This is a genomic window from Paraburkholderia sp. EG286B, from assembly GCF_040965655.1.
GTDB lineage: Bacteria > Pseudomonadota > Gammaproteobacteria > Burkholderiales > Burkholderiaceae > Paraburkholderia.
On record NZ_JBFRCF010000004.1, the window covers coordinates 410,157 to 433,344 of the forward strand.

The window sequence follows — 23,188 nt, forward strand, 5'->3', positions numbered from 1 at the left end:
CTAGTCGTCGACCGCTTTTATCGATCCATCGACGGATCGTCCCGACCGGGCCCGGCGCGCATTGGCGTGTCGGGCCCGGCGCGTTTTGCGGCGTGCATTGTCGATGCCCCGCGCGGCTTCGGTAACAAAGGGACAGATTTCGCTCATCCAGGATCGCTGATTCGCAGGCCGGCGCAAGGTTCGTCCGCTAAAATCCCGGCTAATCCCTTGAAGACTGGAATATCGGGCCCTGTGGTCCGCAGCACAATGAAACGAGTTTTGATTGTCAAAGTGACTTCGCTCGGCGACATCGTCGAGGCGCTTCCGGTCGTGGCCGACGTGCAGCGCGCCTTCCCCGGCGTCAAGGTCGACTGGGCCGCGGACGAGGCCTTTGCCGATATCGTGCGCTGGAACGCCGGCGTCGACCGCGTGCTCTGCGCGCCGCTGCGCCGCTTCAAGAAGGCGCGCCGCTGGAGCGATTTCAAGGCGATCTGGGCGTCGATTTCCGAGTTGCGCGCCTACCGCTACGACGCCATCGTCGACATTCACGGCGTGTACAAGAGCGCCATCATCGCGTTTCTCGCCCGCGGGCGGCGCCGCTTTGGCTATCTCTCGCAGGACCTCGGCGAACGCGGCGCGGCCTTCGCGTACAACGGCCGCTTCGGGCCGCGTCCGAAGTGCGATGCGTGGCACGGCATGCGCATCAGCGCGGGCGAGGCGCTCGGCTACACGGTCGACACGCCGCCCGAATTCCAGATGCGCGTGCCGCGCGACGGCACCGCGCTGCCCGCGCCCGACGCACCCACGGCGCTGCTCTTTCACGCGACTTCGAAAGACGAGAAGAAGTGGCCGGTCGCGCATTGGGGCGAACTGGGCAATGCGCTGATCGCCCGTGGCCTGCGCATCGAACTGCCGTGGGGTTCCGATAACGAGCTCGCCACGGCGCGCGAGATCGCGGCGCTCATCCCGGGCGCGACGGTGCTGCCGCGCCTCACGGTTTCCCAGGTCGCACAGCGCATCGAGGATAGCGCGCTCGTGGTCGGCACCGACACGGGCTTCGTGCATCTCTCGCACGCGCTCCTCAAGCCGACCGTGATGGTGTTCGTTTCGACCGACGCCGAACACAGCGGCGTGCGTGCGCCCAATCGCTCGATCTCGATCGGCGACGGCCATCACGTGCCGCCCGTGCAGGTGGCGATCGATGCCGTCGATCGCATCTACCCGGCGCGCGACGGCGGCGCGTCTATGCAGTCGTCGCGCGTTCACGCCGCTTGAGTTTTCGCGGGGCGGCACGCGCGTTGCGCCGTGCTTTCCCCGCCGTTTCCCATTACGAGCTTGTTAAAAGTGTCGTGCTTGTATTGCAGGCGCGCGCCTCGCAGCGCATGCAAAAGGCTTTGCGCGCCGATGCTGTTACACGGGCCACACCGCTGCTTACAAATTGCAACGCCTCATGCCTTCGCCGTCGTGTTCAATCGTAACCGTCCAGCCCGATGTCGCGTGGCCGGACACAGACACTGACTTGAAGGGAGAGACCACTGTGAAACGATTGACGCTTACCCTCATCGCCGGCGCATTGCTCGCGGCTTCGCTGGGCGGCTGCGTCGTGGTGCCGGCCGGCGGCTACTACGGCGGCGGCTACCATCACGGCTACTACTATCGCTGATCGCCGCCGGACGGTGCCGCACCAGCGGTACCCGCGGTACGGCGGCCTTCAGGCAAGCAGCATTTCAATCGCGACGACCGCGGCAATTGCCGCGGCGTTCGCCGCCAGCGCTTCGAGCAGGACCGCACGCCAGGTCGCGGTGCGCAGTCGAAACGCCAGCAGGAGCGAGATGCCCAGGGCGAGGCCGATGATCAGAACAATGTCGGCGTTGCTCACATGCAGGTTCATCGTCGGCTCCCCCAGGAAATCGCTCCCCGCTTGTTGATCCGAGTATAGACACGCATCGCGCATACCCAAAGCGATCAAAAAGGGCATTAAAAAAGCGGAGACCGCCAGGCGGCCTCCGCTTTTTTTATTGATGCGGCGATGCGTTACGAGAGCGACGTATGGCGCGTCTCGCGCATGCACAGGACGCCGAACAGGCTCACGCAGGCGGCGATCGACACATACGCGCCGACCCACGAGAGTCCGCCGCGCGCGGCCAGCACCTGCGCGATATACGGCGCAACCGATGCGCCGAGAATGCCGCCCAGGTTGTACGCCACGCCCGCGCCCGTGTAGCGCACGCTGGTCGGAAACAGCTCGGGCAACAGCGCGCCCATCGGCGCGAACGTGGCGCCCATCAGGAACAGCTGGATCACGAGGAAGAGCAGCACGAGCGGCGTCGCACCGCTGCCGAGCAGCGGCTCCATCGTGAAGCCCGAGAGAATCGCCAGAATGCAGCCGACGATCAGCACGGGCTTGCGGCCGAAGCGGTCGGACAGCCAGGCCGAGATCGGCGTGGCGATGCCCATGAACACCACCGCGATGCACAGCATGCCGAGGAAAGTCGGGCGCGGAATGTGCAGCGCCGTCACGCCGTGCGAGAGCGAGAACACCGTGGCGTTGTAGAAGAGCGTGTAGCACACGACCATGGCGAGCGCGCCGAGCAGCGTCGGCCACCAGTACTGCGAGAGCAGCGTCGCGACCGGCACCTTGACGCGTTCCTCGCGCTCGACGGCGGCCTTGAAGGCGGGCGTTTCGGCGATCTTCAGGCGCACGTACAGACCGAGCGCGACGAGCACCGCCGAGACGATGAACGGCACGCGCCAGCCCCAGTCGCGGAATTGCTGGTCGGAGAGCGTCGAGGCGAGGCCGAAGAACAGGCCATTCGAGGCGAGGAAGCCCACCGACGGCCCGAGCTGCGGGAACATGCCGAACCAGCCGCGCTTGCCTTGCGGCGCGTATTCCGTCGCGAGGAGGGCGGCGCCGCCCCATTCGCCGCCCAGGCCGATGCCCTGGCCGAAGCGCAGGATGCACAGCAGGATCGGCGCGAGGCTGCCAATCGCGTCATAGCCGGGCAGGAAGCCGATCAGCGTGGTGGACAGGCCCATGACGAGCAGCGACGCCACCAGCGTCGATTTACGGCCGATACGGTCGCCGAAGTGGCCGAAGATGAACGAGCCGATCGGCCGCGCGACGAACGCGATGCCGAAGGTGACGAACGCCGAGAGCGCCTGCGCCGTGGCCGAACCGTGCGGGAAGAACACGGGGCCGATCACGAGCGCCGCGGCCGTTGCGTACACATAGAAGTCGTAGAACTCGATTGCGGTGCCGATAAAGCTCGCAAAGATCACACGCGCGGTGCTTTGCTGCTTCGCTGCGTCTGCCTGATCGGCGCGCGCGGGCGAAATGGGTGAGGTGGACATCCAGGGGTCTCCAGTCGTTGTGACGCGCTCGCGCCTGAGTCTTGCGGGGCTAGCGCGGGCGTCTTTGTTCAGGCTCGCAGCGTGAGGGGGCGCGTAGCTGGCGCTCGACGCCGCGGCAGCGTCCGTCAGGCGGCGACGCTTCGCCAGTATGCATCGCACGGCGCGAGCCGTGCGCGTCGATTCCTGACCGGCCAAAGCGCGCGCCGATAGGCGCAACAGGGCGAAAGCGCGGTCGAAGCCTCGCGCGGCCGCGCGGATGGCGCGTGGCAAGAGGCATGGCCGGCGGGCGCCGGCTGGGGATAGCGAAAAATTATAACGACCGTGCGCGCCGTGCAGCAAGGTGGGCGTAAGCAGGCGCGCGCGTCAGGCATCGGCACGAAGCGTGTGGGTCACTGGTAGTTCTGCGCCTGCGGCGAGGCGAGCGTGCGCAACTGGAACTTGCCGTTGTCGTTGAAGAGCCAGTCCTCGAACATCTCGAGCTGGCCCGCGGAATTGAGCAGTCCGCCGGGCGGCGGCGGCAGCGGCGCGGCGCGGCGCAATGTGGCGAGGGCGGTGGCTTCGGCTTCGTCGTCGCCGTTGGTCCGGTACACCGACGACTTCACGATCTGGCCACTGCGATTGACCGTGAACGACACGACCACGAGCGAGCGCAGCATGGCCTGGGGCGCGCCGTGCAAAACGTAGGACGGGTTGTGCTCGACGATGTGTTTCGCGACCGTGGTGCGGTAGTCGTCGAGTGTGGCGCTGTTGATCGCCGCGGGGGGGATGACGAGAAGCGGCCTTGGCGGCGGCGTGATCGTGCAGGCGCCGAGGCACCCGAGCATCGCGAGCAGCAAAACCAGACCGAGGCGCCGTGCGAGGGAGGCGCTGTGTGCGGATGAACCGCAAGACCACTGGACGCGGATGAGCATGTCGAACAAGCTCGGAAGCGGAACCTGAATCGAGCTTAGACGATACGCAGCGGGAAGCAATCAGAACTGTCCCGCGTAGTCACGGGACGGGCGAAATGGCGGGTGCCTGAGGCTGCTTATTCGACCGGGAACTGCGCGCAGGGATCGGCCGCGGTCGTTGCGCAGGCGTACGAGTATTCGCCGCTCTTCAGGAACAGCTCCTTGCCGACCTGGAAGTTGTCACGCAGGTTGGGCGAGCTTTCCCACGCGATGTAGCTGGAGCACATCACGGCGAACAGGACGACGAGCGAAAACGCGAATTTTTCGAGCAGTTGGTATTGGTGCGGCATGGCGATCTTTCCCATCTCAATGGGCAGGATTTTACCTTATGGTTAGGGTTTTCACCTAGTGAATTGAGCGTAATTTGCTGAACCGGTTTTTGGGTTTGACCCTTTAATTGCGATTGGCGTGTCGATACGCTCTGCGCGAGCACGATCTGCCAGTGCCAATTAACTCGCAGTCCTGATTATTTGTGACGCGATGTCGACCACGCATTTTCGCGTAGCGCAGGGACGGAATTGCGTTGATCTGTGGCGCTTCGGCCTGGCGGCCGGCACTTTGACGACACGCTGGCGCTGGGACGCGCCAGGTTTCACGAATTGGCGGAGGCGGTGTCCGCCATAATTGGCGTTCGGCACGGTTCACGCCGGTTCCATCAGGCCCCGCTGGAAGCCTTGTACAGCGGCGTTATACAGCCCTTCGGTGGTTCGCATCAGTCCGCCGTGATACCCTCTGGTTTTACCCAAAAACATGGGGCGATGATCAGAGGCCACGATGGCAACACGAAAGCTGAACCGACTCAATCCGCTGGCCGTCAAGCGGGCCACCAAACCGGGCTACCTGGCCGACGGCGGGAACCTCTATCTGCTCATCGGGCCGGGCGGTACCAAGAGCTGGGTGATGCGCTACACCCTCGCGGGGCGCACGAGAGAGATGGGCCTGGGCGGCTTAAATGACGTGAGCCTTGGCGACGCGCGCAAACGCTGCGCAGAAGCCCGCCGCCAGCTGCTCGATGGTGATGACCCGCTCACGCTGCGCCGGGCCATGCTGCGCGAGAAGCGCAACGCGCAGACGCAGGCGCGCACCTTCAAAGAGTGCGCCGAGGCCTACGTCAAGGCGCATGAGGCCGGATGGCGCAACGCCAAACACCGCGCGCAGTGGAGATCGACCCTGGAGCGGTACGCCTATCCGGTGCTCGGCTCACTCGACGTGCGCAGCATCGACACATCGCACGTCATGCGCGCGCTTGAGCCGCACTGGCTCACCAAGAACGAAACCATGTCGCGGCTGCGCGGGCGCATCGAGTCGATTCTTGGCTGGGCGGCCGTGCATGGATACCGGCCCGGTGGCGAAAACCCGGCACGCTGGAAAGACCACCTCGACAAGCTGTTGCCCAGCCCTGGCAAGGTGCAGCGCGAAACCTCACGGCACCATCCCGCACTTCCGTACAGCGAGATCGGCGCTTTCATGCGCGAGCTGCGCGAACGCCACGGCATGGCGGCGCGGCTGCTCGAATTCGAAATCCTCACGACGACGCGACCGGGCGAAGTGCGTGGCGCGACGTGGGGCGAGATCGACCTTGAAGCGAAAATCTGGACCATCCCAGGCCTGCGCATGAAGGGCGGGCAGGAGCATCGTGTGCCGTTGAGCGACGACGCCGTGAAGCTGCTCGAAGCGCTCCCACGCCGCAATGATCTCGTTTTTTTCGCCCCTCGCGGCGGAGCGCTCAGCGACATGGCGCCGGGCGCGGTACTCAAGCGCATGGGCCACGGTGACGTAACGGCGCACGGCACGGCGCGCTCGACGTTTCGCGATTGGGCTGCAGAGTGCACCAATTTCCCGCGCGAGCTGGCCGAAAAGGCATTGGCGCACGCGCTCAAGTCGGAAGTGGAGGCGGCCTATCAGAGAAGCGATTTGCTCATGAAGCGCCGGGCAATGATGGAGGCGTGGGCGAAGTTTTGCGCGACGGTGCCGCGCGTTGCGGACGTGCTGCCGATGAACGGCAAGCGCCGCGCGAAGTGACCGGAGCGGCGCTGCACGAGGCGGGCACCTCATGCAGCGCCTGACCATCCACCTGATCTACCGAGGATCACGGCAATGGCTAGACGCAAACATACCACCGACCCGTTCAAGGCGATCAGGGACGGCAACACCATGCTGCGGGACAGGCTGGCCGGGCCGCTTGGCTCGGACGAAGCATTCCGCCAGTTTGTTGAGGAAACGCGGCGCTCGACGGCGTTAGCCGAGCGTCTGTCCGCATCGCTGCACGACGGCACGGGCGACAGCATCAGCGAGCTGCTGGGCGCCAGCCACCTCGATGAGGTCGGCTTGCTCGCGCTCCTGATTGCCGAGCGCAAACGGATGAGGTCCGACAACGCCAGCAGGGCGGGCAAGGGCAACGCAGTAAGGCCGAACCAGCACAAGGACGAGTGCCGACGCCTTTGGCTTGCCTGGAGAGTCAGCAACCCTGGCCAGTATGCGGGTAACAGGGCCTTCGCGAGGGCAGTGGCGCAGACCGTACATCACTCGCCGGGCACCATCCGCAACTGGTGTGCGGAATTCGAGCGCGAGGTTGAAGGTGTCATGACAACGCCGTTGTCGTGACAGCGCAGACTGTTTTTTGTGCCAGTCTTGTTTCGTGAACCGTCGCGAACAGGTACAGGAGCGCCGCCCATGAGCACCCTCGAAGAAACGGAAAGCCCCGCAGCCGCGCTGCGCCCGATGCCTGCGGCGCGATACATCGGCGTAGGCAAAACGACGTTGTGGCGCTTTGTGAAAGAGGACGCGGATTTTCCGCAGCCAATCCACGTTACGCCCAAGCTGGTGCTTTTCAGGGTCGATGCACTCGACGCATGGCTCGCGGCCGTCGCGGCGCGCAATGTGGCGGCGAAAAAGAAGCTGCTGCGGGATGCGCAGGCATAACGCGAGGCAAAGCGCGCGGTCGCTAGGTAGCCTGGATCATCAGGACTCCGAGGCATGCTGAGCAGCGCGAACGACGAAGAAAAAGGCCCGCGCCATTGTGGTCGCGGGCCAAAGAGATTGAGGATATGAATTCTAACTCCCATGGCCATAAGGAGCCAACGCAAGCAGAAATCGACGCTGCGCGTGAGGCGTTTTTCGCCAAAGCACCGCCCGACCTGCGTGAGTCGCGCACGCCCCCGAACGGCCACAACGAGAGCAAGCCTGCACCGCAGCGCCGCCGAAAAGCAGCGCGCCCGGACGATGCCGATGTGCCCACCATCTTCCCGTCGCTCGATGATCGACCGTGCTGGCGACTCTATGATGAGCCGTTCCAGCACGCAGGCCGCGCATTCGCGGCCGGTGTCTATTTTCACGGTATCCGGCACGTTCGCAACGACAGCACACCGCTGCCGATTGACCGCTGGATCTGTTCACCGCTGCGTGTGCTGGCCGTGACACGGAACCGCGAGGATGACGAACATGGGCGGCTGCTCGAATTCCGCGCACCGTCGGGCCGCTGGCGCAAATGGGCCATGCCGATGCCGATGCTTGCAGGCGATGGAAACGAGGTCCGGGCCGTGCTGTTGAGCGGGGGGCTGACGTTCAACATGGATCGTCGCGGCGACGTGCTCCAGTACATCGCAGCCCAAATGCCCGAGCACACAATGCGCGCGGCGACAGCAACGGGCTGGCATGACGGGTCGTTCGTGCTCCCTGCCCAGGTGCTGGGAGCCGAGGACATTTGGTTCCAGGCAATGGGCCGCACTGCACCTTATGCGAGCGCCGGGACGATAGCAGGCTGGCGCGAGATGGCCGCGCTTGCGCGTGGAAACCGGCTACTCATGCTGTCCATCGCTGCCGCCTTCGCGGGAACACTGCTCAGGCCGCTCGGCATGACAGGCGCGGCGCTACATCTGTTCGGTGACAGCTCGACCGGCAAGACCACCGCGGCGAGAGGCGCGGCGAGTGTGTGGGGTGGCGAAGCCTTCGTGCGCACCTGGCGCGCGACAGCCAACGGGCTGGAAGGCGCTGGACAGCTTCATACCGACACGATGCTGCCGCTTGATGAAATCGGGGAAATCGACCCGCGCCATCTGTATGAGGTCGCCTATGCGCTCATCAATGGCACTGGCAAGAGCCGCGCGAACCGGTACGGCGAAGCAAGGCAGGCCGCGCACTGGCGCGTTTTTGCGCTTTCGACCGGAGAGACGACGCTGGCCGCGCGTATGCAGACGGGCGGTTTCTCCGTGAAGGCGGGCCAGGAGCTGCGCTTTCTCGATGTGCCTGTCGCGGGCCGGTATGGCGTGCTCGATGAGCTGCACGGTCGCACATCGGCTGGCGTGCTCTCCGACGAAATCCGTGCACTGGCGGCCAGGCACTACGGGCTTGCCGGGCCGCTTTTCGCGGAGGCGCTGGTGCGCGAGCTGGCGAGCGGTCTGGACCTGCTTGCGCTGCACGCACCAGTGCTCGCCAGATTCAGCGCGGCAGACGGACAGCAGCGGCGCGCCGCTCAGACGTTCGCGGCCTGCGCGCTGGCAGGCGAGTTGGCGGTGCAGTGGGGCGTCGTGCCGTGGGAGGCAGGCGAGCCGACTGACGCGGCCCTGCACGCGTTCAGGCTGTGGTACGAGCGCCGACCGGACGAGGGGCGGGGTTCGGAGCACGCCGCGATTCTCCGGGCAGTCGCGGATTTTCTCGACCGGCATGGTGACAGCCGGTTTTCCAGCATCGAGGGGAGCGGCGACCTGATCCGCGACCGGGCGGGTTATTACCGGTTCGACGGCGGCAGGCGGCTGTATCTGCTCACCGCGGGCGGCATGCGCGAGGCAACGAAAGGGTATGACCTGATGCGCGCGCTCCGCGCGCTCGATGAGGCGGGGGCGATCACGGAACGAGGCAAGGGCGGGGAGGTCGCCAAGGTGACACACACCCCGGATGGCAAGAAGCGCCTGTACCACATTGAACCTGAGGCGCTGGACAAAATTGTGACGTAACCGACGTAACCAACGTAACAAGCCCGTCTGGTATGGCTTTGCCTGGTTACGTCTGGTCGAAGTGAGACGTAACCGACGTAACCATGTCATCGCCCAAAAGGCCAAAAGTTACGTCGGTTACGCCGTTACGGCGAGGCCCGTAACCGCGCAAAGCCCCGCCAGATAAGGAAGTTACGTGGTTACGCCGGTTACACCCGAAAAAGTAATACCCGGCGCGCGAACAGAAAATTGTGTTGCGACCGGTGAGTGCATGGCGGAGCCTCCTTCCGCCATCAGGCACCGCCACACAGGCGTTGTAAGCGGTAGCGTGCTGTTTTCCAATGCTTTATCCCATGTTTTGCGTGTGCGCTGTCGCGGAGACTGGAGGGTGAAATGATCGACGGATTGATAGCCGGACAGCTCGTGGGCGAACCTCAGCACCGACGCTCCGGCAACGGCAACCCGTACCTGCTTGTGCGCCTGCGCGTCCCACAGGGCGACGCGCCCGCGCTTTTCGCGGCTGTGTTCGTGTTCGATGCGGAGGCCCGCGAACAGCTCATGGCCTGCGGGCCGGGCGACAGCGTATGTGTAGCGGGTTCGATCAAGGTGGATATCTGGAAGCCTGACGATGGCGAGCCGCGCGTGAATCTCACGGTCACGGCTAACGCGCTCGTGACGCCCTACCACGTTAGGCGACGGCGCGCCGCGATGCACACGAGCACGGGTGGACGACGCGAGCCCGTCTTGCAGGACGACACCCTGGATTTCTAGGCCGCGCGCCGTTTGGGCGCGCTCAACAATGGGAGAGTGAGCATGCAATTTCGAGACACCTTCGGCTTGCGCGACTGCGATTGTGCTGGCCGCCGCCTCACCGACGAAGAGGGCATGAGCGCTCCGGAAAAGGTTGGCGAGATTTCGCGCCTGGTCAGCACCAGCATGTCGGCAGATAGCATCCTCAACGCCGTCGCCAGCGTGCTCGCGCTGCCGACGTTGCCGCCGCCCGATGCGATGGGCAAAGTGGGCGAGCCGACCGATGGCGTGGAGGACAGTGCCATGCGCGCCGCGTTTGCTGACGCTGAGGCCAGGCACGCCGCGCGACGGGCCGAACATGAGGCGACGATTCGACGCCCGCAGGGCGACACTGCAGCAGTGGCGGGCGTGGACGCCGCTCGCGCAAAGTGGCTCGCGGACCTTTCTGGAGGTGCAGCATGAAAAACGCAGACGAAGGCATGGTCTATGTGAAAAACAGCGGCTCGCGGCCCGTGGTCGTGCGCGCCGGCCGGGGCGACACAGATGCGAGTGACGCGGTGCGCGTATGGTCTGCCGACAACTTCATGATCGAAGCCTTGCCTGACCGCGCGCACGTCACGCGACTCCCGGCCGACGCGTGGGAGCGTTGGACGCGCACGGAGTTCGGCAAGGCGCTGCTTGCCACGGGCGCGCTCACGATGGCGACGCGCGCCGAGTACGAAAGCCAGCCGCGCTTGCCGTGGGAGGCCGTCGAAGCGGAAGAACAGGCGGAGCTGGAAGCAATGCGACAGGAGGCCGATCACGCGGCGAGTTATCGCCAGGTGCCGGTTCGCTGACGGGCAGGAAACCGACCAGCCGCCCGTGTCGGGTGCCGTGGCGCGGGTGTCCACCTTCGCGCGCCGGGGCACGAAAAACGGCGGCCGTCGCTGCCCCGTAACCACAACGACGGGGCGGCGGCACTCTCCTGAGGGCCGTCCGATTTTCGGGTGCATAGCGGGGCGGTCCCCTCCTTTTCCCTCCAGGGGGTGCGCCTCCAATATGAACGCACCCAACCTCCATTAGGTGCCTTGGCATCGAAATCCCGCGCGGCCCGTCAGGGGCGGCTGTGCGCCCAATCTGAAATTAAAACCGCTCCCATGGAAGGTACTAAATTCCCCTCCACCCGCAAGCGTGAGCGGCACCACGGCCCGATTTCGACCATTTCCGGCGATTTTTTCAGCACAAATTGATGCGAAAATCCCCTTCACCCTTCGCACCTGTTCGCCTTCGGGGGGCAGGTGTCTGAACGCGTGACGTTCTGGGGAAGCGCCTTTGCGAAAGCGCGGGCGACAAGCAATACGCGCGCGCATCACAGTCCACGTGGTCTTTGAGGCGTTCATGTTGCGACGCGGTGGCCGGGATAGTTGACGACGTGATCGAGAGCCGTCCCCAATCCATCAAACTCTCATAGAATTGTCGAGCAGTCTCGCCATATGCATCTAATAAGACCGAGGGTCCGCTGTGTCCAAAATAGCTATCAATACCATTGTGACGGGGATCGTTGCAGCTTTTTTATCCCTGATCTTAAGTGCAATTTCGGCTTATTTCAGTGGCAATGGCGGCACGATAAGAATTAGCCGTCCGGTGCCAATCGGAGGAGCGGAGACCACGCTCGTTTCCATCGAAAACGAATCGCAGCGAGTAGTCAACGGCGTAACATTCGAGTTGCCTTCGAGCGTGCAACCTTCACAGATAACCGCAGACGCGGCAGTAAAGATCGTTGACAACGGTACGGCAGGCAACCAGGCGTTACGCACTGTGACAGTCGGACTGATTGCACCGCGCCGCGTGACGACCCTCGCCTTTTCTTCAAAAGAACGTACCGACCTTGAAGCGATTCGAGTTCTTAACGCGCGTGACGTCGGGTTGCGTGAGCAGCCATATGACGGTTTACGCCCGCCAGTATTTGACGCGATTGCGCTTTCTGGATTGTCGGCATTGACCCAAGGATTGATCGTTGCATTGGGCGCGTTCGTAATGATGCGTACTCAGCAACACTTCAAAGAGAAGCTAGAGGAAGCAAAAAAAGACATTGACAGCGTCAACGCCAAACTGGTGCGGGTCGATGCATCAGGCACGAAGCTCCGCATCCTGTTGCTTTCGCGGATAAACGACTATGCCAAAGAACTCGAGTTCTGGCGAAATGCCATACGAAGCATGATGCCTAAATCCGATGCGGAGCAGATCATCGGGAGCGTCACCGACACCCTCAAAACATACGGGACACGGCGTCAGTATTTCGACTTTGAGGCGATTAAAGTCGCCGCCGCAATACTCCGGGAGGGGGGGAAGGAGCTGGACGAAGCTAAGAACAGCGATAGCGCTAGCGCCGAAACGCAAAATGCAAAGACCAAAACGTAGCGGTGTCGAAAGTCGCTGTTCCCGAACGGCGGTAGGCAGCAGACAGAACCGGGGGGCATCGAGTCTGGCCCTGTGAACTAAATTGGGTCGGCAAGCGCCGTCCAATTTTCGGACTCCCCTTGTCTTACCTGGGAGTGTGCCTGCTTCAGACCAGAACGCAAAACGCGCGCACGTCCGTGACAGTGCGCGCGTCGCATATGGGGCAAAACATGGGAAATCGGCCGCTGCTTCCAGCAAAGCCTTATCCCGAAGGGATGTATGGCGGAGGCGGTGAGATTCGAACTCACGGAAGGGTTACCCCTTCGCCGGTTTTCAAGACCGGTGCATTCAACCACTCTGCCACACCTCCGAAGCCGCGCATTGTAACCCGAAACGCACACGCGACGGCAGTCGCCCGGTCGATCCAGGTCGACCTCAGTGCGGGTCCTTGAGGAACAGCGCCTGCAAGTCGTTGAGGAAGCGCTGCCCCAACTCGGTCGGCGCGATCTTTTCGTAGTCGCGCGTGATGAGTCCGCGCCGCTCGGCTTCCTGCAGCGCGGGTTCGATCGTCGTGATCGGCAGTCCCGTGCGCTCGATGAAACGATGCACCGGAAACCCTTCCACGAGTCGCAACGCATTGAGCATGAACTCGAACGGCAAGTCGCGCGCGCTCACTTCGTGCTCTTCCTGGACCGGTGTGCCCGCCCGCGCTTGCTCGATAAAGGTCGCCGGATGCTTGTAGCGCGCCTGGCGCACGATGCGGTTCGGAAACGAGAGCTTCGTATGCGCGCCGGCGCCGATCCCGAGATAGTCGCCGAAGCGCCAGTAGTTGAGGTTGTGCCGGCATTGGCGATCCGGCTGTGCGTAAGCCGAGACCTCATAGCGCCCGTATCCCGCGCCCGACGTGCGCTCGTGAATCCAGTCCTGCATGTCGGCGGACTGGTCGTCGTCGGGCAGGGCCGGCGGGAACTTGGCGAACAGCGTGTTCGGTTCGAGCGTCAGGTGATACAGCGACAGATGCGGCGGCTTGAACGAGAGCGCCGTCTCGATGTCGGCCTGGCATTCGGCGAGCGTCTGCTGCGGGAGCGCGAACATCAGGTCGAGGTTGAAGTTGTCGAAAGTCTTCGCCGCGACCTCGACCGCATGGCGCGCCTGCGCCGCGTCGTGAATGCGTCCGAGCGCCTTCAGATGCGCCTCGTTGAAGCTCTGGATGCCCACCGAAAGCCGGTTCACGCCGCTCGCGCGAAACTGCGCGAACTTCGCGGCTTCGAAGGTGCCTGGATTCGCTTCGAGCGTGATCTCGGCGTCGGCGTCGAGCGGCAGCAGGGCGCGCACGTCCGAAAGCAGTCGATCGAGACCCGCTGCGGAAAGCAGGCTGGGCGTCCCGCCGCCGATGAACACCGTATGCACCTGGCGGCCCCAGACGAGCGGCAGCGCTTGTTCGAGATCGGCGCGCAGCGCGTCGAGGTAGTCGTCTTCGGGGAAGCGCTCGCCCTTCCACTCATGCGAGTTGAAATCGCAATACGGGCACTTGCGCACGCACCACGGGAAATGCACGTAGAGCGCGAGCGGTGGCAGCGAAGTCAGGCGAATGCTGCCGGGCATCGTGAACGACTGGACCACCTCGATGCCAATTCGATGCTGCTGGCTCACGCTTCCTCCTGGAGTCGCGCGAGCAGTTGGCGCAAGGCGATGGCGCGATGGCTCGACGCGTTCTTGAGCGCCGGATCGAGCTCGGCAGCCGTGGCCTCGAGCTCCGGAACGTAGAAGTAAGGGTCGTAGCCGAAGCCGTTGTCGCCGCGCGGCGCGTCGAGCACCACGCCGTGCCAGCGGCCTTCGGCGATGAGCGGCTCGGGGTCGTCGGCATGGCGCACGAGCGCGAGCACGCAGTAGTAGTAGCCGCGGCGATCCGCGTGATCCTTCAGGTTCGCGACGAGCAGCGCGTTGTTCGCCGCGTCGCTCTTCTCGCCGCCCGCGAGCTGTGCGTAACGCGCCGAATACACGCCCGGCGCGCCGCGCAGCGCGCGCACGCACAGGCCCGAGTCGTCGGCGAGCGCGGGCAGGCCCGTGAGTTTCGCCGCGTGGCGCGCCTTGGCGAGCGCGTTCTCCACGAAGGTAGGGTGCGGCTCCTCGGCCTCAGGCACGTTGAGCGCGCCTTGCGGCACGAGCTCGATGCCGGCCGCGCCGAGCAGCGCCGCGAACTCGCGCAGCTTGCCTGCGTTGTTCGAGGCGAGCACGACGCGCGAGAGCGCGCGAGCTGCGCTTTTAGCCGTCGAATCCGGCTGCAGATCAGCCATGCGAAATCTCCAGCGCCGCCTTCTGCTTCTCGATCAGCGAGCGAATGCCGCTTTGTGCCAGATCGAGCAGCGCGTTCAGTTCGTCACGCGAGAACGGCGCGCCTTCCGCCGTGCCCTGGACTTCGACCATGCCGCCCGAGCCCGTCATGACGATGTTCATGTCGGTGTCGCACTGCGAGTCTTCGTCGTAGTCGAGGTCGAGCACGGGCACGCCCTCGTACACGCCGACCGAAATCGCGGCCACGTAGTCGGAGATCGGCGAGCGCTCGATGCGGCCCGTGGCCAGCAGCTTCGAGACGGCGTCGTGGGCCGCCACGAACGCGCCCGTGATGCTCGCCGTGCGCGTGCCGCCATCGGCTTGCAGCACGTCGCAATCGAGGTTGATGGTGCGCGCACCCAGCGCTTCGAGGTCGAACACGGCGCGCATCGCGCGGCCGATCAGGCGCTGGATTTCCTGCGTGCGGCCCGTTTGCTTGCCGCGCGCGGCTTCGCGGTCGCTGCGCGTGTGCGTGGCGCGCGGCAGCATGCCGTATTCGGCGGTGAGCCAGCCCTGGCCCTTGTCGCGCAGGAACGGCGGCACGCTTTCGGACACGCTCGCGGTGCACAGCACCTTGGTGTCGCCGAACTCGACGAGGACCGATCCTTCGGCGTACTTCGTGTAGTTGCGGGTGATGCGGACTTCGCGAAGCTGGTCGGCGGCGCGGCCGGAGGGGCGCTGGATGGATTGGGTCATCGTGAAGGTGCGCGAGGGCACGAGAGGGAAGGGGAAACCATCATTTTACCGCCTCCGCGCGCCACGCGACGGGCGCGGCCCGAAGGCGGCGCAAGGGCGGCAGGAGGGCAGAAAGGCGGGCGCTCCGGCCAGAAGCGGCGCGCAGCCCGCGCTTGCGAAGGCGCGCCCTCAAAAATGGGATAATGCGGTTTCTCCGCCCCGCGCTTTTCGTCCATTCGCGACAACACGCCGGGCGCCTCGATTTCCCCGCCGTGACCCGCGCGCGCAGCGCACGACGCCACGGCTTTCTTCGCGAGACGAACCATGATTTACAGCATGACCGGCTATGCCAGCGCCACGCGCGAGCTTGCTGCGGCTTCGGGCACGGGCGGCGCGAGTGTCTCCGTCGAATTGCGCACGGTGAATTCGCGCTTTCTCGACCTGAACTTCCGCATGCCCGAGGACGTGCGCGTCTGTGAACCCACGCTGCGCGAAATGCTGATGACGAAGCTCTCGCGCGGCAAGGTCGACATCCGCATCAACATCCAGAAGAGCGAGCAGGGCGCCAACGCGGGCGCGCTCAACCGCGACGCGCTCGATCAGCTCGCCGGGCTCGAGCGCGCCGTGCTCGAAGCGTTTCCCGACTCGGGCCGTCTGCGCACGGGCGAGATCCTGCGCTGGCCCGGCGTGCTGGCGGAAAGCGGCGTGGCGCCCGAGGTGCTGCGCGACGCGGTGCTCGGCTGCGGCAAGCAGGCCATCGCCGACCTGATCGAAGTGCGCGCTCGCGAAGGCGCGCAGCTCGCCAACATGCTGCTCGCGAACGTGACCGAAATGGAAGCGATCGTCGCGCGCATCACGCCGCTCGTGCCGGAGCTGATCGCGAAGCACCAGCAGAAGATCGTCGAGCGTCTGCAGGAAGCGCTCGGCATCGCCGCGCCGGACAGCAACGGCAACGGCGGCAGCATCGGCAACATCTCGCGTGAAGAAATCGCCGAGCGCATTCGCCAGGAAGTGACGATGTATGGCATTCGCATCGACATCGCCGAAGAGCTCTCGCGCCTCACGGCGCATCTGAACGAAACGCGTCACGTGATCGAGAAGGGCGGCCGCGTCGGCAAGCGTCTCGACTTCATGATGCAGGAGCTCAACCGCGAAGCGAACACGCTCGGCTCGAAGGCGGCGGCGAAGGAACTCGCGGACGCCTCGATGACGCTCAAGCTGCTCATCGAGCAGATGCGCGAGCAGGTCCAGAATCTCGAATGAAGGAAGCAACGAACATGACCGACCAAAGCAGCACCCCCAAAATGGACGCGAAGCAGGACAAGAAGCGCAATCCGTACGCGGGCATGTACCCCGGCAACCTCTTCATGGTGGTGGCGCCTTCGGGGGCGGGCAAGTCGACGCTCGTGAACGCGCTGCTCGCCGAAGACAGCGCGATCCGCCTGTCGGTTTCGTACACGACGCGCGCGCCGCGTTCGAAGGAGCGCGACGGCGAGCACTATCACTTCACGACCGTCGACGACTTCCTCACGCGCCACGCCGCGGGCGAGTTTCTCGAGAGCGCGGAAGTGCATGGCAACTACTACGCCACGTCGCGCGTGTGGATCGAAGACCAGATGAAAATCGGCCATGACGTCCTGCTCGAAATCGACTGGCAAGGCGCGCAGCAAGTGAAGAAGCAGTTCCGCAATGCGGTGGAAATCTTCATCCTGCCGCCGTCGCTCGAAGCGCTCGCCGACCGACTGAAAAAGCGCGGCGAAGACGAGCCGAACGTCATCACGCGACGCCTGCTTGCAGCGGGCAGCGAGATCGCGCATGCGAGCGAATCGGAGTATGTCGTGATCAACGAGAACTTCGATCGCGCGTTGCAGGAGCTGCGTAACATCGTGAGCGCCACGCGCCTGCGCTTCGCTTCGCAATACGCGCGGCATACCGAGCTCTTCGTGCAGCTCGGTATCCACCACCCGCAGCCCGGCGCGTCGGGCACATAAGGTAGAATAAGAACCTGCTGAGAATGAGAAGGAACCCGACATGGCCCGCATCACCGTCGAAGATTGTCTGAAACAGATTCCGAACCGCTTCGAACTGGCGCTCGCCGCGACGTATCGCGCCCGCCAGCTCGCACAAGGTCACACGCCCAAGATCGAGAGCCGCGACAAGCCAACCGTTGTCGCGCTGCGCGAGATCGCGGCTGGCCAGGTCGGCCTCGAAATGCTGAAGAAGGTGCCCGTCTAAGGGCGCGTTCCGAGGCATTGTCGATCGCCATGTAGTTCGTAGCGCCGCAGCCGCCTAACCGTCAACGCCAAACCTGATACGGAGGGGAACATGAGCATCACGCCCTCGCCGGCCACCGAGGTGGACCAGGAAGCCGAGACTGCGAGCCCTGCGCGCAATTACATCGACGCGGTCCTCGAACAGTCGTTTCGCCATCTGTTCGGTCCGACCGCGACGCCGGAGCAGCCCCGCAAGCACGGGGTCGTCTCCATCGCCAATCTGACCGCCGCGCTCTCCGGTTACCTCACTCCCGAGGAAATCAAGGAGGTCAAGGCGGCGTTCCACTTCAGCGATGAAGCCCACCTCGGGCAATATCGCCAGAGCGGCGAACCCTATATCACCCATCCCGTCGCCGTCGCGGAAATCTGCGCCGGCTGGAAGCTCGACGCGCAGTCCATCATGGCCGCGCTCCTGCACGATGTGATGGAAGACCAGGGCGTGACCAAGGCGGAACTCGCCGAGCGCTTCGGCGCGAAGGTCGCGGAACTGGTCGATGGCCTGTCGAAACTCGACAAGATGGAGTTTCGCAACCGCGAAGAAGCGCAGGCGGAGAACTTCCGCAAGATGCTCCTCGCGATGGCGCGTGACGTTCGCGTGATTCTGGTGAAGCTCGCCGACCGGCTGCACAACATGCGCACGCTCGGCGCGGTGCCGCCCGAAAAGCGCCGCCGCGTGGCGCGCGAGACCATCGACATCTACGCGCCCATCGCGCACCGTCTCGGCCTGAACAACACCTATCGCGAACTGCAGGACCTGAGCTTCGCGAACTTCAATCCGAATCGCTACGCCACGCTCGAAAAGGCGGTGAAGGCCGCGCGCGGCAATCGCCGTGAGGTGGTGAGCAAGATTCTGGAAGCGGTGCAGCGCGCGATTGCCGACGCGAAGCTCGACGCCGAAGTCACCGGCCGCGAGAAGACCATCTTCAGCATCTACAAGAAGATGCGCGACAAGCAGCTGTCGTTCTCGCAGGTGCTCGACGTGTACGGTTTTCGCGTCGTGGTCGAGTCGGCGCTCGAGTGCTACACCTGTATCGGCGCGCTCCATGCGCTCTACAAGCCGGTGCCGGGCAAGTTCAAGGACTACATCGCCATTCCCAAGGTGAACGGCTATCAGTCCCTGCACACGACGCTCGTGGGCCCGTTCGGCGCGCCGATAGAGTTCCAGGTGCGCACGCGCAAGATGCACGAGATCGCCGAAGCCGGCGTGGCGGCGCACTGGCTCTACAAGAACGGCGGTGCCGATCTCAACGACGTGCAAAAGCGCGCGCACCAGTGGCTCAAGTCGCTGCTCGACATCCAGAGCGAGGTGGGCGACTCGAGCGAATTCCTCGAACACGTCAAGATCGACCTGTTCCCGGACGCCGTCTACGTCTTCACGCCGAAGTCGAAGATCATGGCGCTGCCGCGCAGCGCCACGGCGCTCGACTTTGCCTATTCGATCCACAGCGACCTCGGCAACCAGTGCGTGGCCGTGAAGATCAACAACGAGCTACTGCCGCTGCGTACGGAACTGAAGAGCGGCGACATCGTCGAGGTGATCACGGCGCCGTACTCCAAGCCGAATCCGGCGTGGCTCGGTTTCGTGCGTACCGGCAAGGCGCGCTCGGCGATCCGGCACTACCTGAAGACGATGCGTCTCACGGAGTCGGTGCAGCTGGGCGAACGGCTCGTCGATCAGGCACTCAAGGGTTACGGCTACCAGCTTTCGGAAGTCACGCCGGAAGTGTGGGAGAAGCTGGTCCTGTGGACCGGCAACAAGAACCGCCAGGAAATTTTCGCCGATATCGGTCTTGGCCGGCGCGTGGCGGCGGTCATGGCCAAGCGCATCGAAGTGCTGATGAGCGGCCAGGACGCCGACGACGCCGAGCATCACCATCCGCCGCGCGACCCGAATGCGCCGCCGGCGCCGCCGGTCGTCATCACGGGCACCGAGGGCATGTCGGTGCAGCTTTCGGCTTGCTGCCGCCCGATTCCCGGCGACGACATCATGGGCTACATCGGCATCGGCCTTGGCATGGCGATCCATACGACCGACTGCCGCGTGGCGCAGCGCATCCACCGGCGCGACCCGGGCCGCTGGATCGACGTGGCGTGGGCGCCGCAGCCGGGGCGTCTGTTCGACGTCGCCGTGAAGGTGCTGGTGAAGAACACCAAGGGCGTGTTCGCGCGCGTGGCGGCCGACATCACGTCGGCGGACGCCAACATCGTGCACATCGCGATGGACGACGATCTGGCACAGGAATCGAACATGTTGCGCTTCGTGATCCAGGTGAGCGATCGCGTGCACCTCGCGAACGTCATGCGCCGCGTGCGCACGAATCCGGACGTGATGCGCATCGCGCGCGAGCGTTCGAGCGACGACGGGCATCATCGCCACGACGGCGGCATGCGCATCGAGCGCGAGCGCGCGGATTATTGACGGCAACGCTGTTGCGTGGCACGGAGCGCTCCCATCGCGCGTCCCGCGCGGTAATCTATCGTTATCTCATCGGCCGCATCTTCGCGGCAGCCTGACCGCGCCTGCCGGTCACGTCGCCATCTTCCTTCGAACCGAAACGAGGGACTCGCAATGAACGTAGCTGAACTAACCGGCCTCGCACTCGACTACTGGGTGGCGCGCAGCCTTCCGGACTTCGTGCGCGAAATCTATTTCACCGACAGTGGCGAGACGGTCGCCGTGCGCGGCAACGACCGCGGGCGTCCGTGGGATGGCCGCTTCATGCCCACTGATTCCTGGGAGGCGGCCGGCGTGGTGCTCGACCGCACGAGGCGCGTCGAGCTGCGCGAAGGCGAGCCGGCTTCCTGCGTGGCCGAGTTCGAGGGGGAGGCGGGCGCAGTCCTGGAGGCCTACGGAGAAACCACGCGCGAGGCGCTGCTGCGGGCGTTCGTCGCGAGTCGCTTCGGTAAGACGGTAGGGGAGATGCTGCGGCAGCCCCAGGCGTTGCTGGGCATGGGCATGGAGCCTGTGGCGGAGCCTAGCGCGATCGGCGACGTGGAGGATCTGCCGCGCCCCGATGCCCAGATCGGCGACATCGGCACGCCGCCGCGCTAGGGTGCCGCTTCTCGCGCGACACCTGGAGCCCCCAATTCTGCAGCTGAAAAGACAAAGGGCCTTTCCATTCGGAAAGGCCCTTTATTTGGTGGCGCGGCTGGCAGGATTCGAACCCACGACCCCTTGGTTCGTAGCCAAGTACTCTATCCAACTGAGCTACAGCCGCACGCTAAAACGATACTACTTACAACACTATACTGCTTGAAACCCTTCCCGGATCAACAGACGGGAAACGCTTCGAATGAATGGCGCGGCTGGCAGGATTCGAACCCACGACCCCTTGGTTCGTAGCCAAGTACTCTATCCAACTGAGCTACAGCCGCACGCAGAAAAGAGATTATAGCAGGGCTTCAAAAAAAGGGAAGGCCCTTTTCGTGATTTGTCTTGGGGCGAGGTTCGTGTACGCTGGTAGTCGTGAGTCAATCAGTACAGGTAACGCAGTGATCCCATCATGAACAAGGCCTTTGTCAAAGAATCGACCGACGACGACGACGATCTCGAAGCCGGTCTCCCGGAGATTCCCGCCGGCACGAAGAACTACATCACGCCGGCCGGCTATGAGCGCATGCGCAGCGAGCTGCTGCACCTGATAGACGAGGAACGGCCCGAAGTGGTCAAGCTCGTCTCGTGGGCGGCCTCGAACGGCGACCGTTCCGAGAACGGCGACTACATCTACGGCAAGCGCCGGCTGCGCGAAATCGACCGGCGCATCCGCTTCCTCACGAAGCGACTGGATCTGGCCGAGGTCGTGGACAGCAGCCGGCAGGAAAGCGTGGATCAGGTGTTCTTCGGCGCGACTGTCGAGTATGGCACCGAAGACGGCGAGGCGCATACGATCACGATCGTCGGCATCGACGAGGTCGATCTCGACCTCGGTCACGTGAGCTGGGTTTCACCCGTCGCGCGGGCGCTCCTGAAGGCGAAGATCGGCGATCAGGTCACGCTGCACACGCCGGCTGGGCCGGAGCCGATCGACGTGCTGGACGTGCGGTATCCGTCGCCGCACGCCTGAATGAACCCCTTGTCGCAGAAATAAAAAAAGGCACCCGAGGGTGTAATGCCGTTCAGTTAAGGTCCCGTTTCAGGTACCGAACGGTGTAGCGGAAAGGTCTGGACTTGACGGCCCGTGCGCAAGAGCGCCCGGGCCGTTTTTCGTTGGCGAGCTGCTTGAGCCGCTGGCGCAGGCGCACGAGCAGCGCAGGAAGTTTGCCGTACGAGCGGGTCACGGCTGCCCATGACATCTCATACTGAATCGTGTGAAACGCGCGGATGAAGCTCAGGTCCCCGGGGGCGCGTCCGGCCTCAAGCGCGGCCTTCGCCACCTCCAGCCGGATCAGGTTGTAGGCAATCAGGGCGCCCCAGAACTCCTGGTAGACGCCGTCAACGGTCTGGCTGCGCAGGGTCAACTCCATGCCCAGCATCGACTGCTTCAATTCCCGGTAACTGGTCTCGATCTGCCAGCGACGTGCGTAGCAGGACACGATGTCCGTTGCCTCGAACCGCTCTCGATCACACAGGGAGCTGAGCAATACCCGCTGCCGGCCACGCGCATCGACGGCAAGCACGGCACGGGCTTGCCAGAACTCAGGCAGTTCCGGACAGGCCTTTCGCGCCTGGGGCGATACACGCATGCGCACCATCTGGTCGCCGGGTTCGCCGCTGAGCACCTCCCAGCGCGTATTGGACTTGGCTGGAATGATGAAATGCCGGTTCGCGCCGCCCGAGACCAGATTGCACAACAACTGGGCCGACAGAAACCCTTTGTCAAACACCGTAATGGAGTTCTCCGGCACGCGCGGAACAAGCTGGCGCGCCGAGATCATCTCGTTGACGTCGTAAGGGCCGAATTCGGCGTCGCGCACCAGGTGCGTGGGAATGGCAGTCAGCGTGACGGCGCGCAACTGGGGGTAGCTGCCCAACCGGTCATGTGCGGCCACGGACGCCCCGAAGTGCCTGCGGTTGGCGGCACTGTCGGCCGTGCGCAGCGTGGTGCCGTCCATGGCGAACAGCGAGAATCCCTTGAAGAGGTAGTGTGCCTGATCCTGGGTAGTCCAGTTCCTGGCGCATTCGTGAAAGAGCCACGCCAGCGGCGCGGCGCCAGTGCGCTGTCGTGCCTGGGCGATGGCACTCTTGCTGACAAACGACGCATCGGGTGCGGGAAGAGCAAGCTCCAGGGCGTCAACGACCTCACTGACCGACTGATGCCGGTACAGCGCCAGCGCGATCACCAGCCACACCACCTGCTGCGCTGGCAGGCGGCGCCGCCGGATGCTGGCGCTGCCGCTGGCCTGAACTGCCTGTTCAATCCATTCATATGGCAGATGCTGGCCCAGCCGATCCCATTCGAACGGCGGGTGCGCATCGACAAGAAGAGGAAGGTCGTCAACCAGCATGGCGACGAAAGTTAACACCGTCGCGCCCTGTTTACAACAGGCGCTCGCCACAAACAAAAATGCCGTTCAGTTGCTTAACTGAACGGCATTACACCCGAGGGTGCCTTTTTCAGCTGCAGTG

General features: G+C 64.2%; 24 protein-coding genes and 3 tRNA genes. 16 read left to right on the forward strand and 11 right to left on the reverse strand.

Annotation, left to right across the window (positions count from 1 at the left end):
- The first annotated feature begins 246 nt into the window (after nt 1–246).
- Together waaC and AB4Y42_RS10770 are read left to right on the forward strand one after the other, a co-directional pair.
- On the forward strand, nt 247–1,254 hold the full coding sequence (gene waaC, locus AB4Y42_RS10765; RefSeq protein WP_368687748.1) for a lipopolysaccharide heptosyltransferase I: 1,008 nt from the start codon (nt 247–249) through the stop codon (nt 1,252–1,254).
- A 262-nt stretch (nt 1,255–1,516) separates the two neighbouring features.
- A complete protein-coding gene (locus AB4Y42_RS10770; RefSeq protein ID WP_256094537.1) occupies nt 1,517–1,642 on the forward strand; it encodes a hypothetical protein in 126 nt (41 codons plus the stop codon).
- A gap of 48 nt (nt 1,643–1,690) precedes the next feature.
- Here AB4Y42_RS10770 and AB4Y42_RS10775 read toward each other — a convergent pair whose 3' ends face one another.
- The 4 genes from AB4Y42_RS10775 to AB4Y42_RS10790 form a co-directional block, all read right to left on the reverse strand.
- Nucleotides 1,691–1,870: a hypothetical protein gene (locus AB4Y42_RS10775; protein WP_368694138.1), complete on the reverse strand. Its 180-nt coding sequence runs from the start codon at nt 1,868–1,870 to the stop codon at nt 1,691–1,693.
- Nucleotides 1,871–2,013: 143 nt separating this feature from the next.
- A complete protein-coding gene (locus AB4Y42_RS10780; RefSeq protein WP_110388028.1) occupies nt 2,014–3,330 on the reverse strand; it encodes an MFS transporter in 1,317 nt (438 codons plus the stop codon).
- 389 nt (nt 3,331–3,719) lie between these two features.
- Entirely contained in the window at nt 3,720–4,154 is a 435-nt protein-coding gene (locus tag AB4Y42_RS10785) for a TonB family protein (RefSeq protein WP_368687760.1), read from the reverse strand.
- Nucleotides 4,155–4,357: 203 nt separating this feature from the next.
- On the reverse strand, nt 4,358–4,570 hold the full coding sequence (locus tag AB4Y42_RS10790; RefSeq protein ID WP_028205175.1) for a hypothetical protein: 213 nt from the start codon (nt 4,568–4,570) through the stop codon (nt 4,358–4,360).
- Nucleotides 4,571–5,054: 484 nt separating this feature from the next.
- Here AB4Y42_RS10790 and AB4Y42_RS10795 point away from each other — a divergent pair, with 484 nt between their 5' ends.
- From AB4Y42_RS10795 to AB4Y42_RS10830, 8 genes are all read left to right on the forward strand, one after another.
- Nucleotides 5,055–6,302: a tyrosine-type recombinase/integrase gene (locus AB4Y42_RS10795; protein WP_368694139.1), complete on the forward strand. Its 1,248-nt coding sequence runs from the start codon at nt 5,055–5,057 to the stop codon at nt 6,300–6,302.
- A 75-nt stretch (nt 6,303–6,377) separates the two neighbouring features.
- Nucleotides 6,378–6,884: a hypothetical protein gene (locus AB4Y42_RS10800; protein ID WP_368694140.1), complete on the forward strand. Its 507-nt coding sequence runs from the start codon at nt 6,378–6,380 to the stop codon at nt 6,882–6,884.
- A 69-nt stretch (nt 6,885–6,953) separates the two neighbouring features.
- Nucleotides 6,954–7,202 carry a helix-turn-helix transcriptional regulator gene (locus AB4Y42_RS10805; RefSeq protein ID WP_368694141.1) on the forward strand — a complete coding sequence of 83 codons (249 nt, stop codon included), beginning with the start codon at nt 6,954–6,956 and terminating at the stop codon, nt 7,200–7,202.
- Between the two features lie 125 nt (nt 7,203–7,327).
- Nucleotides 7,328–9,232: a DUF927 domain-containing protein gene (locus AB4Y42_RS10810; RefSeq protein ID WP_368694142.1), complete on the forward strand. Its 1,905-nt coding sequence runs from the start codon at nt 7,328–7,330 to the stop codon at nt 9,230–9,232.
- Between the two features lie 372 nt (nt 9,233–9,604).
- A complete protein-coding gene (locus tag AB4Y42_RS10815) occupies nt 9,605–9,982 on the forward strand; it encodes a single-stranded DNA-binding protein (RefSeq protein WP_368694143.1) in 378 nt (125 codons plus the stop codon).
- Nucleotides 9,983–10,024: 42 nt separating this feature from the next.
- The gene (locus AB4Y42_RS10820; RefSeq protein WP_368694144.1) at nt 10,025–10,423 is read left to right on the forward strand and encodes a hypothetical protein; all 399 of its coding nucleotides are present in this window, start codon (nt 10,025–10,027) and stop codon (nt 10,421–10,423) included.
- Nucleotides 10,420–10,797 carry a hypothetical protein gene (locus tag AB4Y42_RS10825; protein ID WP_368694145.1) on the forward strand — a complete coding sequence of 126 codons (378 nt, stop codon included), beginning with the start codon at nt 10,420–10,422 and terminating at the stop codon, nt 10,795–10,797. The genes AB4Y42_RS10820 and AB4Y42_RS10825 overlap by 4 nt, the downstream gene beginning before the upstream one ends.
- A 664-nt stretch (nt 10,798–11,461) precedes the next feature.
- Nucleotides 11,462–12,361 carry a hypothetical protein gene (locus tag AB4Y42_RS10830; RefSeq protein WP_368694146.1) on the forward strand — a complete coding sequence of 300 codons (900 nt, stop codon included), beginning with the start codon at nt 11,462–11,464 and terminating at the stop codon, nt 12,359–12,361.
- 259 nt (nt 12,362–12,620) lie between these two features.
- Here the strand turns inward: AB4Y42_RS10830 and AB4Y42_RS10835 are convergent.
- From AB4Y42_RS10835 to rph, 4 genes are all read right to left on the reverse strand, one after another.
- Nucleotides 12,621–12,710, reverse strand: a tRNA-Ser gene (locus AB4Y42_RS10835).
- Between the two features lie 65 nt (nt 12,711–12,775).
- Nucleotides 12,776–13,945 carry a radical SAM family heme chaperone HemW gene (hemW, locus tag AB4Y42_RS10840; protein WP_110855059.1) on the reverse strand — a complete coding sequence of 390 codons (1,170 nt, stop codon included), beginning with the start codon at nt 13,943–13,945 and terminating at the stop codon, nt 12,776–12,778.
- A gap of 44 nt (nt 13,946–13,989) precedes the next feature.
- Nucleotides 13,990–14,637, reverse strand: a complete 648-nt coding sequence (gene rdgB / locus AB4Y42_RS10845; RefSeq protein WP_368687750.1) for an RdgB/HAM1 family non-canonical purine NTP pyrophosphatase — start codon at nt 14,635–14,637, stop codon at nt 13,990–13,992.
- The gene (rph, locus tag AB4Y42_RS10850) at nt 14,630–15,370 is read right to left on the reverse strand and encodes a ribonuclease PH (RefSeq protein WP_321929957.1); all 741 of its coding nucleotides are present in this window, start codon (nt 15,368–15,370) and stop codon (nt 14,630–14,632) included. The genes rdgB and rph overlap by 8 nt, the downstream gene beginning before the upstream one ends.
- A gap of 303 nt (nt 15,371–15,673) precedes the next feature.
- On the opposite strand from rph, the gene AB4Y42_RS10855 reads away from it, so the two are divergent.
- The 5 genes from AB4Y42_RS10855 to AB4Y42_RS10875 all read left to right on the forward strand — a co-directional run bounded on the left by AB4Y42_RS10855 (nt 15,674) and on the right by AB4Y42_RS10875 (nt 20,674).
- A complete protein-coding gene (locus tag AB4Y42_RS10855; RefSeq protein ID WP_324156884.1) occupies nt 15,674–16,612 on the forward strand; it encodes a DUF1732 domain-containing protein in 939 nt (312 codons plus the stop codon).
- Between the two features lie 41 nt (nt 16,613–16,653).
- Nucleotides 16,654–17,340, forward strand: a complete 687-nt coding sequence (gene gmk, locus AB4Y42_RS10860; protein ID WP_368694220.1) for a guanylate kinase — start codon at nt 16,654–16,656, stop codon at nt 17,338–17,340.
- A 40-nt stretch (nt 17,341–17,380) separates the two neighbouring features.
- Nucleotides 17,381–17,584 (forward strand): DNA-directed RNA polymerase subunit omega, encoded by a 204-nt coding sequence (gene rpoZ, locus AB4Y42_RS10865; RefSeq protein WP_006400783.1) that lies wholly within the window; start codon nt 17,381–17,383, stop codon nt 17,582–17,584.
- Nucleotides 17,585–17,674: 90 nt separating this feature from the next.
- Nucleotides 17,675–20,041 carry a bifunctional (p)ppGpp synthetase/guanosine-3',5'-bis(diphosphate) 3'-pyrophosphohydrolase gene (locus AB4Y42_RS10870; protein WP_368687752.1) on the forward strand — a complete coding sequence of 789 codons (2,367 nt, stop codon included), beginning with the start codon at nt 17,675–17,677 and terminating at the stop codon, nt 20,039–20,041.
- 150 nt (nt 20,042–20,191) lie between these two features.
- Entirely contained in the window at nt 20,192–20,674 is a 483-nt protein-coding gene (locus AB4Y42_RS10875) for a phage protein NinX family protein (protein WP_368687753.1), read from the forward strand.
- An 89-nt stretch (nt 20,675–20,763) separates the two neighbouring features.
- Here AB4Y42_RS10875 and AB4Y42_RS10880 read toward each other — a convergent pair.
- Nucleotides 20,764–20,840 (reverse strand) — tRNA-Arg (locus tag AB4Y42_RS10880).
- A gap of 80 nt (nt 20,841–20,920) precedes the next feature.
- Nucleotides 20,921–20,997: transfer RNA gene (locus AB4Y42_RS10885), tRNA-Arg, on the reverse strand.
- 128 nt (nt 20,998–21,125) lie between these two features.
- Between AB4Y42_RS10885 and greB the strand changes: the two genes are divergently transcribed.
- Nucleotides 21,126–21,686: a transcription elongation factor GreB gene (gene greB, locus AB4Y42_RS10890; RefSeq protein ID WP_368687754.1), complete on the forward strand. Its 561-nt coding sequence runs from the start codon at nt 21,126–21,128 to the stop codon at nt 21,684–21,686.
- A 52-nt stretch (nt 21,687–21,738) separates the two neighbouring features.
- Here the strand turns inward: greB and AB4Y42_RS10895 are convergent, their stop codons facing one another.
- The gene (locus tag AB4Y42_RS10895) at nt 21,739–23,067 is read right to left on the reverse strand and encodes an IS4 family transposase (protein WP_368692979.1); all 1,329 of its coding nucleotides are present in this window, start codon (nt 23,065–23,067) and stop codon (nt 21,739–21,741) included.
- Nucleotides 23,068–23,188 lie beyond the last annotated feature (121 nt).

Bases quoted from the DNA above. Each gene is read 5' to 3' on its own strand.
- waaC (WP_368687748.1), top strand. From the start codon at position 247: ATGAAACGAGTTTTGATTGTCAAAGTGACTTCGCTCGGCGACATCGTC.
- AB4Y42_RS10775 (WP_368694138.1), bottom strand. From the start codon at position 1,870: ATGAACCTGCATGTGAGCAACGCCGACATTGTTCTGATCATCGGCCTC.
- AB4Y42_RS10780 (WP_110388028.1), bottom strand. From the start codon at position 3,330: ATGTCCACCTCACCCATTTCGCCCGCGCGCGCCGATCAGGCAGACGCA.
- AB4Y42_RS10785 (WP_368687760.1), bottom strand. From the start codon at position 4,154: ATGCTCGGGTGCCTCGGCGCCTGCACGATCACGCCGCCGCCAAGGCCG.
- AB4Y42_RS10790 (WP_028205175.1), bottom strand. From the start codon at position 4,570: ATGCCGCACCAATACCAACTGCTCGAAAAATTCGCGTTTTCGCTCGTC.
- AB4Y42_RS10795 (WP_368694139.1), top strand. From the start codon at position 5,055: ATGGCAACACGAAAGCTGAACCGACTCAATCCGCTGGCCGTCAAGCGG.
- AB4Y42_RS10800 (WP_368694140.1), top strand. From the start codon at position 6,378: ATGGCTAGACGCAAACATACCACCGACCCGTTCAAGGCGATCAGGGAC.
- AB4Y42_RS10805 (WP_368694141.1), top strand. From the start codon at position 6,954: ATGAGCACCCTCGAAGAAACGGAAAGCCCCGCAGCCGCGCTGCGCCCG.
- AB4Y42_RS10810 (WP_368694142.1), top strand. From the start codon at position 7,328: ATGAATTCTAACTCCCATGGCCATAAGGAGCCAACGCAAGCAGAAATC.
- AB4Y42_RS10815 (WP_368694143.1), top strand. From the start codon at position 9,605: ATGATCGACGGATTGATAGCCGGACAGCTCGTGGGCGAACCTCAGCAC.
- AB4Y42_RS10820 (WP_368694144.1), top strand. From the start codon at position 10,025: ATGCAATTTCGAGACACCTTCGGCTTGCGCGACTGCGATTGTGCTGGC.
- AB4Y42_RS10825 (WP_368694145.1), top strand. From the start codon at position 10,420: ATGAAAAACGCAGACGAAGGCATGGTCTATGTGAAAAACAGCGGCTCG.
- hemW (WP_110855059.1), bottom strand. From the start codon at position 13,945: ATGCCCGGCAGCATTCGCCTGACTTCGCTGCCACCGCTCGCGCTCTAC.
- rdgB (WP_368687750.1), bottom strand. From the start codon at position 14,637: ATGGCTGATCTGCAGCCGGATTCGACGGCTAAAAGCGCAGCTCGCGCG.
- rph (WP_321929957.1), bottom strand. From the start codon at position 15,370: ATGACCCAATCCATCCAGCGCCCCTCCGGCCGCGCCGCCGACCAGCTT.
- AB4Y42_RS10855 (WP_324156884.1), top strand. From the start codon at position 15,674: ATGATTTACAGCATGACCGGCTATGCCAGCGCCACGCGCGAGCTTGCT.
- gmk (WP_368694220.1), top strand. From the start codon at position 16,654: ATGGACGCGAAGCAGGACAAGAAGCGCAATCCGTACGCGGGCATGTAC.
- rpoZ (WP_006400783.1), top strand. From the start codon at position 17,381: ATGGCCCGCATCACCGTCGAAGATTGTCTGAAACAGATTCCGAACCGC.
- AB4Y42_RS10870 (WP_368687752.1), top strand. From the start codon at position 17,675: ATGAGCATCACGCCCTCGCCGGCCACCGAGGTGGACCAGGAAGCCGAG.
- AB4Y42_RS10875 (WP_368687753.1), top strand. From the start codon at position 20,192: ATGAACGTAGCTGAACTAACCGGCCTCGCACTCGACTACTGGGTGGCG.
- greB (WP_368687754.1), top strand. From the start codon at position 21,126: ATGAACAAGGCCTTTGTCAAAGAATCGACCGACGACGACGACGATCTC.
- AB4Y42_RS10895 (WP_368692979.1), bottom strand. From the start codon at position 23,067: ATGCTGGTTGACGACCTTCCTCTTCTTGTCGATGCGCACCCGCCGTTC.